Source organism: Thomasclavelia sp., from assembly GCF_017889095.1.
Taxonomy (GTDB): Bacteria; Bacillota_I; Bacilli_A; order Erysipelotrichales; family Coprobacillaceae; genus Thomasclavelia.
This window is the reverse complement of sequence record NZ_JAGHEW010000262.1, coordinates 1-11,542: the sequence shown is the minus strand read 5'-3', so window position 1 is coordinate 11,542 and position 11,542 is coordinate 1. Positions and strand designations below refer to the sequence as shown.

Here is an 11,542-nt window from a genome sequence, read left to right as displayed (position 1 = left end):
TGTTTAAAAACAATGAATATGATGGTATAATCAAAGAAGAAAAGGACGATTTGATAAAGCAGGTGGTAGAGATGTATGAAAAGTTTACAGAAGACAAAATGATGTGGGATTTAGCCTTTGTAAGAGAAAGTGCCCGAATGCGAGAAGAGGGGATGATGGCAGAAAGTTATGATAATGGATATGCATCAGGTAAACGAGCAATGCTACAATCATTAATCATGACAAAATATGGTCAGGATGAAAGCGAATGGTTAGAAAGCTTAACAGTAAAACAGTTAGAAAAGATAACTGAAGAAATACTGAAAGAAATAACATTAGATGAGCTAAAAAACAAAGTAGAAAAGTAAGCAAAGGCAGCTTAAGCTGTCTTTGCTGTTTTAATAAAAATAATGGAGATAATCAAAATGGATGAAGAATTTATTTATCAAGTACTCGCAATTGTATCAGAGATTCCTAAAGGTAAAGTAGCCAGTTATAAACAAATTGCAATTCTTGCCGATCGCCCTAAAAATGCAAGACAAGTTGGAAAAATATTATCACATGCCAGTTATTATGGTAATTATCCATGCCATCGAGTTGTAAATAGTGCGGGACGATTAGTACCCCATTGGGATGAGCAAAGAGCTTTATTAATTCAGGAAGGAATTAGATTTAAAGATAATGGTAATGTTGATATGAAAAGATATCAATGGGAAATCATATAAAAATTATCATTAGAAAATTTAATAACTTATTTCCAATAGAGTAGATATATATTTTTAGACTAAACATTGAATTTCATTTTTGTTCAAATTAGATATCATTTTTATTTTTTAATCCATTTCATGCAATAAAAATGTATTTTGTACATGATTATATAATGAAGTAATAAAAAAGGAATAGCAGTATTCCTTTTTTATTGATAGCAAGTAAAATAAGAAATTGATTTATTTATTATCGATACTTGTAATAACAATAAAAATTACAGCCATGATAATAATAATCATCATTATTATATAGTATATATTAAAACCGTCATAGATAAGACTCATAAAAAGAGAAATAACTAAAATCAAGAAAATAAAGACATATCCCACTAAATATCTTTTAGTTAGGGTTTTATAAGAGTTATATAAATAACTAGCTAAAAGTGTTATTAATATAACAATCGTGAAAAATAAATATCTAAATTCTAGAGCACCTTGAACTAACCACTGGAAAATAAATGATATTATATTTAAAAAAAGTAAAGTAAAACCTGATAATAAATATTTTTTATCCATTGATATAATCAGTAGAACATATATATTATGTTTTCATACTATCATAATAATACTTAATTCTATCTTTATATTTTCCAGTAGAAATCCAATCTAGATGACATTGATTATAAACATACGGCCACCAACCTAGTTTCCAAATTAAATTTGAAGTAATTATCGCTCCAGCAATTAATAATGAATATAACATTTTTATAATTTTATCTCCTTTATTTTCTTCCTTCTAATTTAATTATATTAAAAGGAAAATATTGTCTATATCAAGGTTACGTAAATGTTTAGTTAATTTAATATAAAGAAGATAAAAAAGCAATCTTGATAGAAAATAAACTGTGAAAATTTTTCACAGTTTATTTTAAATACTGACATACATCTAATAAACTATTACAATAAATAGCATCTTGATAAGTCAATTTTGATTTAATAGCATAAAAGGGTAATTTGAACCTTTTAGCTAACTGATAATCAACAAGACTATCACCACAATAGATAGAAGCATTTAAATCAATATTATAGTCATTTAAAGCTTTTAAAATCATACCTGGTTTTGGTTTTTTACAATTACAATGATCATTATCATTGTGAGGACAATAGTAAATATCCAAGATCTTAATATTATTTTCTTTGCAGATCGTGATAAATTTTCTGGTAAAGTCTTGATACTGTTTTTCGGTAATGATGCCATCATTGATTAAATATTGATTAGTAATAATTATTATTTGATAATTTAATGATAATAGTTTTTGCATCCCGGCAATGCTGCCATCCAAAAATTCTGGTTCGTTAATATTAGACCATTCATGATCAGGATAATCTTTAATGATCGTACCATCACGATCAAGAAAAGCAATTTTTAATTTATTCATTATTTTTTTGTCTTTGCTTTGCTTTATTTAATTCTTCATGAATTCCCTGCATTTTATAATCTAGCTGGCTAATTGTTTTAGCACATTCAATTAATTCATCACGAACCCCATCAGGTACTTCATTTTCAGCTTTGTAACGAAGATGATGTTCTAAGCTGGCCCAAAAATCCATTGCAATAGTTCTAATTTGAATTTCTACTGTAATTGGCTGAACTTTTTGTGCTAAAAAAATAGGCACTTCGACAACTAAGTGTAAACTACGATAACCATTATCTTTTGGATGTTTAATATAATCTTTGCGTTTGATTAATTTAATATCACTTTGTTTAACTAATAAATCTGCAATACGATAAACATCACTTACATAATTACAAATAACCCTTACACCAGCAATATCTGTTAAATTAGTATTCATTGATTCTAATGATACTTCAAGATTTCTTTTTCTTAATTTATTAACGATACTGTCTAGTGATTTTAATCGATATTCCATATGATGAATAGGATTATGATCATGTTTGATCTTAAATTCATCATCAAGAATTTCTAACTTAGTTCTAATTTCCTTAATTCCAGCTTCGTACACTTGTTGTAAGATGAAAAAATCTTTTACCGAGTTACTTGCTTGTAATCTAGAATCTGCAAAGGAGAATGGCTCGGAAACTATTTCTTTTTGCATTATACGATTATTCATAAAATAAACCCCTCTTTAACTATTTTTTAGTTTAATTTAATCATAATTGGTAATAATGAACTTGAGGTGAACAATATGAAAAAAACAATTATAATTTTATTGATTTTAATGAATGTAGTAACTGTTGATGCTTCAGGCAATGAACCAAAATATAAAATAGTCGCTAACAGTAATAGCGATCAAGATATTGAAACAATGTATGAAATAAAAGATAATTTAATCAAAGATTATCAACAATGGGTTAAAGGTGTAGATGATGTTGATCAAGTATTAGCTGATCATCAAAAAGAATATGATGCTAAATATTATAATGGTGAATATACCATTATAATTGGAAAAGGCAAAGGGAAAAAATTGACTGGTAAGTTAAAAACTAGTTATTGTGTTAGTAGTAAAGAAATTAAGAAAAAATCATTTTTTGCGGAATTATTTTCATAGCTATCGAAAGATAGTTTTTTTGTTTTTTGTATGTGATATAATTATGACATGAAAATAAAGAAGGATTATAGTTATGATAAACGAAAAAGATGTAGAAAATTTTTGTCGCAATTTAGCTAAAGAATATTTTTATAATCGGAATTTTGAATTAGTAGAAAAAATGGCAGATGAGCGAATTACGGTAATCGGTACTGGTGGCCATGAAATTAGCTGTAATATTAATCAATTAAAAATCGCTTTAGAAAAAGAAGCAAAGCAATGGGATGGTCGGTTTTTGATTGAAAAGCAATGGTATCAAGTGATCGATTTAAATAATGACTTATATTTGGTTATTGGTGAAATTAGTGCTAAACAGGATAGTGATTCGTTATTAAAATATCACTTTACAAGTAGAATTACATTAGTGATAGAATATCAAAATAATAGCTTTAAAATTATTCATTTTCATCAATCAATAGCCGATCCTAGCCAAGGAGATGATGAATATTTTCCTCATCGTTTGCTTGAGGAAAGCAAGGTTCAATTGGCTAAACAAATCAAAGAGAAAACTAAACAGTTAGAAATAGCTAATGAACAGGTGATTTATGATTTGCAGCATGATTATTTAACGGGAATTTTTAATCGTAATTATTTTGAAAAAAAGTTAAAAAGAATCTTAAAGCAAACTGATTATGGGATATTTATGCTTGTTGATATAGATTATTTTAAACATGTTAATGATCAATATGGACATTTGTTTGGTGATCAGATCTTGAAATTATTATCTAAATTAATGAAAGAAGATTTAGGAGTTCAAAATTGTGGGCGTATTGGCGGTGATGAATTTGTGGCGTTTTTAGAAAATGCCAATAATGATTTTAGTGAGTTAAATAAAAAGATAATTATTTTTAAAGAACATTGGGGAAAATCGATTAAAAAACTAAATTTACCACAGCCAATATCAATTAGTATTGGAATTGCTTATTATCCAAGTCATGGAACAACAATAGTTCAATTGTTGCAAAAAGCTGATAGTGCTTTATATAAAAGTAAAAATAGTGGACGAAATTTAATTACAATTTATCAGTAATGATTTGTCGCTTGTTTTATGTTTAAAATAAGATGTTTCGTTAATAATTTAAGAGGTTAAACATATAATTAAATTAGAGGTGGAACATGTTAACAAAATTTGATGAACAAGCCCAAAAAGCAATTGTCGTTGGTGAAAGTATTGCTTTTGATTTAGGTCATAATAATGTTGGTAGTGAACATTTATTGTTATCGTTATTAAAAATAAGCGATTCTAAATTACGTGAATTAGTTAAAGATTATAATGTTGATGAAAAAAATATATATGATGATATAAAAAGGTTGTTTGGTACAAATGATGATCAACCTTTTTATATGGAATATAGTGATGCAGTAAAAAATATCTTAGAAGTAGCAATTGATCTTACTAATAAACAAAATAAAAGTAAAGTAACCCTTAATCTTTTAACCGTTGCCTTATTAAAAAATCAAGAATGTGTTGCTCATGAATTATTAAAAAAATACCAGGTTGATTTTGATGAAATAATTTATCAATTAAATGAATGTAGTGAATTAGAAACTAAATTAGATCAAATCCCTTCACTAGTAAATTTAAATAAGAAAGTAAAACAAAGTGAGCATTTAATCATTGGACGAAAACATGAATTAGAAAAATTATGTATGATTTTAAGTAAGAAAGAAAAAAATAATGCTTTAATTATTGGTGAAGCTGGGGTAGGAAAATCAGCATTAGTAGAAAAACTAGCTTATTTAATTAATCAAAAAAAAGTTAATGAGGGATTAAAAAAGAAAATTATTTATGAATTAAGTCTTTCGAGTATCGTGGCGGGAACTAAATATCGTGGTGAGTTTGAAGAAAAGCTTCGTAAAATTATTGATAAAGTTAAAGAAATGGATAATGTTATTATTTTTATTGATGAAATTCATAATTTAATTGGTGCTGGCGGGGCTGAAGGAGCAATTGATGCTGCTAATATTTTAAAGCCATATTTAGCTCGTAAGGATTTAACGATCATAGGTGCAACTACTACTGAGGAATATTATCAGCATTTTGAAAAAGATCAAGCGATGAATCGACGTTTTAGTGTAATTACTTTAAAAGAAAATACTAAAGAAGAAACATTAGAAATCCTGCAAAAAACAAAATTATTTTATGAACAGTTTCATCATATTAAAGCTGATGATCAAGTATTAAATTATCTGGTTGATAATGTCGATCGTTTTATTAAAAATCGGACTTTTCCTGATAAAGCTATTGATATTTTTGATTTAGCTTGTGTAAAAGCTAGTTTTAAAAAACAACATATCATTACAAAAGCAATCGTAAAAGAAGTAATTGAAGAATATACTTCAATAAAAATTAGTGATAATTATGATTTTAAAACAATTAAAACCCAATTAAATCAAAAAATCGTTGGTCAAAATAAAGCAATTGAACAAATCATCGCCCAGTTGCAAATTAATAAAGATCAGCGCTTACCAAAAGTTTTAATGTTTATTGGAAATAGTGGTGTAGGAAAAACTGAATCAGTTAAATTACTAGCTCAATTGCTATCACGAAAATTAATTCGATTAGATATGAGTGAATATCGAGAAAGCAGCAGTGTTCAAAAAATCCTTGGTGCCCCGCCTGGTTATGTAGGTTATGAAAAACCAAGTTTACTATTGGGACAGTTGCAAACTTATCCTAAGAGCATTATTTTATTGGATGAAATAGATAAAGCGTGTAAAGATGTTATTAACCTATTTTTACAAGTGTTTGATGAAGGCTGTTTAGAAGATAATCATAAGCGTAAAGTTTATTTTAATAATTCGATAATTATTATGACCTCTAATCAAGGGGCAATGAAAAATAGATTAGGTTTTAAAAAGAGTAACAGTGATAAAACTAAAGGAATTTTCAGTGATGAATTGCTTACTAGAATAGATGAAGTGATTAAGTTTAAATTATTAACTAAAACAGATCTAAAGAAAATAATTAAAAATAAATTTCATCATAAAATTAGTGATGATGAAATTGAAGTTATTCTAGAAGATTATGATATGAAGCTACAAGGTAGAGGAATTATTAAGGCCGTAAATAAATATTTAATGAATCGAGTAAAGACTCAAAATTGAGTTTTTACTTTTTTTAAAAAGAAAGTTTATTGTAACTTTCTTTTTAAATACACCAAAACTATAATTATAATAACAATAATTAAATACCAGTTAAGATACTTAGTAATCATCTGCCAATTATTACCTAATAATACTCCTAAATATACTAAAATACTATTCCAAATTAAACTTCCTAGTAAAGTGTAGAGCGAAAAGGTAAAAATGTTCATTTTAATAATTCCCGCGGGAATAGAAATAATGGAACGAATGATTGGTATTAAGCGGGCAATAAAAATAATGATATTACCGTAAGTATTAAAATAACTAAATGATTTATTAATTTGATCTAAATTAAAATGTAATTTTAATAATAATTTAAATAAAGATTCTTGTTTAATTAAAAAACCTAAACCATAAAGAATTAATGCTCCAATAAAGGAACCAAGCGAAGATACTATAATTATTCCTAAAGCTTTAAGATTAGTATAAGTAGTTAAAAAACCACTAAAAGTTAAGATTAATTCACAGGGAATAGGTGGAAATAGATTTTCTATCGTAATTAAGATAAAAATGGCTTTATAGCCATAATGATTAATGAAAAAAATTAATTTACTAAACATAATGTTTATCTCCAGGAATTATTTTATTGGCAAGAAAGATTAAACAAGAATCAAATGGTAAAAATAATAGCGTAGAAGCGATATTAAAAAAAGTATGCATATAAGCAATCTGCATTAAATAATTACTAGTCATCCCTTCAATAACTTCAATAAAAGGAATAAACATTGCGGCAATGACAAAAATAATAGTTCCTAAAACATTTATTAAAACATGAATAACACTTAAACGTTTAGCATTAATATCACCATTGATACAACAAAGAAAAGCAGTAATGCAAGTGCCAATATTTTGACCATAGATTACATTAGTAGCCATTGTAAAGCTGATCAATCCTTTTTGATAAATAGTTTGTAATACGGCAACAGATGCGGTTGAGCTTTGAATGATAGCAGTAAAAATCGTTCCGGCAAGGATAGCGGTTAAAGGATTATTTAAACGGGCAAAAAGATTCATAAAAAAAGATGATCGCTGGATCGGCTCTAATGCTAAAGACATTGAGTCCATAGCTAAAAAGATTAATCCTAATGCCATTAAAGTTCTGCCCCAATAAGTTAATTTATTGTTGAAAAACATTAATACTAACCCGATTAAACATAGATAAATAGCTGATTGGCCAAGGTTTAAAGCAATCATTAATCCAGTTACTGTAGTACCAATATTTGCTCCTAAAACAATCCAGGTAGCTTGTTTTAAAGTAATTAGTTTACTGTTTAATAAACCAATTAAAATTACGGTCATTGCTGAAGAACTATGAATGATGGCAGTAATTAAAGTACCGGTTAAAACACCAATGTATTTATTTGGTGAAAGATGATAAAGGATTTTTTTTAATTTATCATTTGCAAGAGTATCTAAACTAGTTGATAAAATATGCATACTAAATAGAAATACCAACAAACTAAGGATAAAACCAATTAGATTTTTGATAGTGTCATCACATCCTTTATTTAATTATATTAATAAAATGACAAATAATGTTTGTTTTCAAGATAATCATTAAATGTTAAAATAATAACAAGGGAAGTGAGAAAAATGGATTATAGTGTAATTGTTTTATGCGCAGGCAAAGGTAGTCGCAGTGGACTTAGTTATAATAAGATGTTATATCGTTTTAACGATAAAACAGTTTATGAAATGACGATGGCTAATTTTATTAGTGATGAAAGATGTAGACAGATAGTGGTAGTAACTAAAGAAGATGAACTAAAGCAAATTAAAGATTTAGTTAGTGATCAGCGAATTACTTATGTTTTTGGGGGTCAAGAGCGTCAGGATAGTGTTTATAATGGTTTGCAGGCTGTTAGCCAGGATATTGTTTTGATTCATGATGGGGCTAGACCGTATTTGAAAAAAGAGAATATTGATAGTTTACTTACTTGTTTAAAAAATAATGATGCTTGTTTATTGACAGTACCCGTTAAAGATACGATTAAATTATGCCAGGATGGAAAAGTAGTAGAAACATTACCACGTCCTAAGTTAATGCAGGCACAAACACCACAGGCATTTAAAACGAAACTGATTAAAAACTGTTATCAAAAAGCCAAAGACCAGTCTTACCAGGCAACTGATGATGCTTCACTAGTAGAACGCTTTGGAAATCAAAGTGTAATTGCCGTACTTGGAAGTTATGAAAATATCAAGATTACCACACCAGAGGATCTTTATGAAAAAACGGCGCATAATAACTAGATTGTTTATTATTGTAGTGTTAATAGGATTGATATCTGGAGCGATATATTATCAATTAGAGTTATTAGCTAAAGATGATCAAGTAGAATTAAAAACAGTTTCTTTTACGGGTCAAATAATTAATATTGATGATAATAATGTAGTAATTAGAGATAATCAAAATACAACCTATACAATTGATCGGCAAATGATCAAAGATGATCTGGAATTGATCTTTTCCAATCAATTAACGATTAGTTATACTGGGGATTTAAATGGTGAATATGAAATTAAAAAAAGTAAGATCAAAACTACTCCGATTATTAATGGAATACTAACAGACGATGAATATCAAAATGTAATTACAACTGTACAAAATATGAGTCTTGAAGATAAAGTAGGCCAATTGTTATTAGTATTACATACCAGTAATTTATCGACAAACCAAACTTATGCTGGATGTGTTTTGCATGATGAAAATTTTAAAAATAAATCAAGAAATGAAGTTATGATGGATATTAAAGAATATCAGGATAGTGCTAAATATCCGATGATCATTGCCGTTGATGAAGAAGGTGGCAGTGTAGTTCGGGTAAGTAAATATTTACGTAATAATCGTTTTCGCCTAGCTAGCGAAGTTTATCGATACGGAGGTATGGATGCGATTGTAAGTGATGCTACTGAAAAATCGGAGTATTTAAAAGAATTTGGGATTAATGTAAACTTGGCACCAGTAGCTGATGTAGCGATAAATAAAGAAGATTATATTTATCAACGTTGTTTTTCAACTGATGCTACAGCGACAAGTAATTATGTTAGTAAAGTTGTTCAGGCAATGAATGATGTTAAAATGGGAAGTGTTTTAAAACATTTTCCAGGTTATGGCAGCGGTACTGGAGGTAATGAACTTTATCACGATAGTCGGGATTATAAGGAATTTGAAGATAATGATTTATTATCATTTAAAGCTGGAATTGAAGCTAAGGCCAATGGCATTTTAGTTACTAATAATATTATTGATTGTTTAGATAATCAAAATCCTGCTACGTTATCAATCAAAGTGCATCAATTACTAAGAGATGAGTTAAATTATCAAGGAGTTATTTTAAGTGATGATATTGATACATTAAAAGATAAAGAATTTGGTAGTGAAAGTGAACTTGCTGTTAAAGCAATTAAAGCTGGTAATGACTTAATTATGACTTCATCACCGCAAGTATATTTTGAAGCAATATTAAATGCTATAAATAATAATGAAATTAGCGAAAATAGTTTGGATTTGTCGGTATTACGAGTTATAGCTTGGAAACAGAGTTTAGGGATTATTTAAAAATGATAAATTAATCAATAAATTATTGCTTTGTTTGAAATCTTGTGCTATTATAACAAAGCATGTAAAAATATTAACTTTACAGCCTGCTTATTGAAAATTAAATAAGCCGATAGACCATAGGAGGTATATAAATGAACAAGTATGAAATTATGTTTATTGTAAAACCTGATGTTGAAGAAGAAGCAAGAAATAAATTAATCGAAGATTTCAAAGCTATCTTAACAGCAAATGGTGGTACAGTAGATAACGTTAATGAATGGGGTCTACGTGATTTAGCTTACGAAATCAAAGACTACAAAAAAGGTTATTATGTAGTTGTTGATACTACTTGCAACGGAACTGATATTGCAGAATTCGAACGTTTATCAAACATTAATCCATCTATGTTACGTCATTTAAGTTTACGTAGATAGGAGGCGACATCGATGATTAATCGAGTAGTTCTTGTAGGACGCATGACTAGAGATCCTGAACTTAGAAGAACACCACAAGGTGATGCGGTAACATCATTTACTCTAGCAGTAAACCGTAATTTTACTTCACGAGATGGACAACAACAAGCTGATTTTATTAACTGTGTAGTATGGCGTAAGCCAGCTGAAAATGTCGAAAGATATTGTTCTAAAGGAAGCTTAGTTGGGGTTGAAGGAAGAATTCAAACTCGTAGTTATGATAATACTCAAGGTCAAAGAGTCTATGTAACTGAGGTTATTTGCGATAGTGTTCAGTTTTTAGAAACTAGAGCAGCAAGAGAGAAAAATCAAGCTCAAATGCAAATGCAACAACCACAGCCACAACAAAGTAACGATAATTTCTATAATATGAAAACAGTTGAGTTAGAAAAAGAATTTGATAACTCTTTAAATACGTTTGATATTATGGAAGATGATATTCAGTTTTAACGAAAGGAGCTAGAAAAATGGCATTTAGAAAACAAAGAATGGGTAGAAGAAAAGTTTGCTACTTCACAAAAAACAAAATTACTTACATTGATTACAAAGATGTAGAATTATTAAAAAGATTCATTTCAGCAAATGGTAAAATTATTCCAAGACGTGTAACTGGAACAAGCGCTAAATATCAAAGACAATTAGCTACTGCAATTAAACGTGCACGTCAAATGGCTTTATTACCATACGTTCAAGACTAATTAGAAAAAAAACGCATAAAATCAACGTTTTTTGAACTTTGGATCTAACCTGGTGGCAAGATGGTGGCACCTGGGACGTATGGATTTAAGATTAATTTAATGTTTTTTTAGGAACTACGGAAATTATTTTCGTAGTTTTTTTGTTTTCATTAAACTATTGTTATAATTTCTTTTGGTAATTAATATCATTTGCTTATAAAAGAGAAAGTAGAGAAAATTAGTGAATGGAAAAAAGAAACAGAAAGCAGAACAGGAATATACATATTTTTACTAATACTTTACTTTGTAAATGATATAATTAAGCGTGAAAGTAGGTGATTTTATGGGAATCTATTTAAATCCAAGAAACGACAGTTTTCAACAGGCTCTTAATAATAAAATATA

Annotated in this window: 14 protein-coding genes and 1 pseudogene; 10 read left to right on the top strand and 5 right to left on the bottom strand. The window is 28.1% G+C overall.

The window, feature by feature from the left end; all coding sequences use genetic code 11:
• Positions 1-347 (top strand): annotated as a pseudogene (locus J7M77_RS11760) (hypothetical protein); the annotation flags it as partial.
• Between the two features lie 57 nt (positions 348-404).
• On the top strand, positions 405-704 hold the full coding sequence (locus J7M77_RS11755; RefSeq protein ID WP_296878770.1) for an MGMT family protein: 300 nt from the start codon (positions 405-407) through the stop codon (positions 702-704).
• 583 nt (positions 705-1,287) lie between these two features.
• On the opposite strand, the gene J7M77_RS11750 is transcribed toward J7M77_RS11755, so the two are convergent.
• From J7M77_RS11750 to J7M77_RS11740, 3 genes are all read right to left on the bottom strand, one after another.
• The gene (locus J7M77_RS11750; RefSeq protein WP_296878769.1) at positions 1,288-1,449 is read right to left on the bottom strand and encodes a hypothetical protein; all 162 of its coding nucleotides are present in this window, start codon (positions 1,447-1,449) and stop codon (positions 1,288-1,290) included.
• Between the two features lie 160 nt (positions 1,450-1,609).
• Positions 1,610-2,125 (bottom strand): HAD-IIIA family hydrolase, encoded by a 516-nt coding sequence (locus J7M77_RS11745; protein ID WP_296878768.1) that lies wholly within the window; start codon positions 2,123-2,125, stop codon positions 1,610-1,612.
• A complete protein-coding gene (locus J7M77_RS11740) occupies positions 2,118-2,819 on the bottom strand; it encodes a GTP pyrophosphokinase family protein (RefSeq protein WP_296878766.1) in 702 nt (233 codons plus the stop codon). The genes J7M77_RS11745 and J7M77_RS11740 overlap by 8 nt, the downstream gene beginning before the upstream one ends.
• Before the next feature lie 75 nt (positions 2,820-2,894).
• Between J7M77_RS11740 and J7M77_RS11735 the strand changes: the two genes are divergently transcribed.
• The 3 genes from J7M77_RS11735 to J7M77_RS11725 all read left to right on the top strand — a co-directional run bounded on the left by J7M77_RS11735 (position 2,895) and on the right by J7M77_RS11725 (position 6,404).
• Positions 2,895-3,257, top strand: coding sequence for a hypothetical protein (locus J7M77_RS11735; RefSeq protein WP_296878765.1), 363 nt, complete (start codon positions 2,895-2,897; stop codon positions 3,255-3,257).
• A gap of 73 nt (positions 3,258-3,330) precedes the next feature.
• Positions 3,331-4,326 carry a GGDEF domain-containing protein gene (locus J7M77_RS11730; RefSeq protein ID WP_296878764.1) on the top strand — a complete coding sequence of 332 codons (996 nt, stop codon included), beginning with the start codon at positions 3,331-3,333 and terminating at the stop codon, positions 4,324-4,326.
• 86 nt (positions 4,327-4,412) lie between these two features.
• Positions 4,413-6,404: an AAA family ATPase gene (locus tag J7M77_RS11725; RefSeq protein ID WP_296878762.1), complete on the top strand. Its 1,992-nt coding sequence runs from the start codon at positions 4,413-4,415 to the stop codon at positions 6,402-6,404.
• Between the two features lie 26 nt (positions 6,405-6,430).
• On the opposite strand, the gene J7M77_RS11720 is transcribed toward J7M77_RS11725, so the two are convergent.
• Both J7M77_RS11720 and J7M77_RS11715 read right to left on the bottom strand, forming a co-directional pair.
• Positions 6,431-7,003, bottom strand: a complete 573-nt coding sequence (locus J7M77_RS11720; RefSeq protein WP_296878760.1) for a DedA family protein — start codon at positions 7,001-7,003, stop codon at positions 6,431-6,433.
• On the bottom strand, positions 6,996-7,901 hold the full coding sequence (locus J7M77_RS11715; RefSeq protein ID WP_296878758.1) for a Na/Pi symporter: 906 nt from the start codon (positions 7,899-7,901) through the stop codon (positions 6,996-6,998). The genes J7M77_RS11720 and J7M77_RS11715 overlap by 8 nt, the downstream gene beginning before the upstream one ends.
• A 135-nt stretch (positions 7,902-8,036) precedes the next feature.
• Here J7M77_RS11715 and ispD point away from each other — a divergent pair, with 135 nt between their 5' ends.
• The 5 genes from ispD (at position 8,037) to rpsR (ending at position 11,158) form a co-directional block, all read left to right on the top strand.
• Entirely contained in the window at positions 8,037-8,696 is a 660-nt protein-coding gene (ispD, locus tag J7M77_RS11710) for a 2-C-methyl-D-erythritol 4-phosphate cytidylyltransferase (protein WP_296878755.1), read from the top strand.
• On the top strand, positions 8,671-10,005 hold the full coding sequence (locus tag J7M77_RS11705) for a glycoside hydrolase family 3 N-terminal domain-containing protein (RefSeq protein WP_296878753.1): 1,335 nt from the start codon (positions 8,671-8,673) through the stop codon (positions 10,003-10,005). Before ispD ends, J7M77_RS11705 begins: the two co-directional genes overlap by 26 nt.
• A gap of 134 nt (positions 10,006-10,139) precedes the next feature.
• Positions 10,140-10,421 (top strand): 30S ribosomal protein S6, encoded by a 282-nt coding sequence (gene rpsF / locus J7M77_RS11700; protein ID WP_296878751.1) that lies wholly within the window; start codon positions 10,140-10,142, stop codon positions 10,419-10,421.
• 12 nt (positions 10,422-10,433) lie between these two features.
• Positions 10,434-10,910, top strand: a complete 477-nt coding sequence (gene ssb / locus J7M77_RS11695; protein WP_296878749.1) for a single-stranded DNA-binding protein — start codon at positions 10,434-10,436, stop codon at positions 10,908-10,910.
• A gap of 17 nt (positions 10,911-10,927) precedes the next feature.
• Positions 10,928-11,158 (top strand): 30S ribosomal protein S18, encoded by a 231-nt coding sequence (gene rpsR, locus J7M77_RS11690; RefSeq protein ID WP_296878747.1) that lies wholly within the window; start codon positions 10,928-10,930, stop codon positions 11,156-11,158.
• The last annotated feature ends 384 nt before the right edge of the window (positions 11,159-11,542 follow it).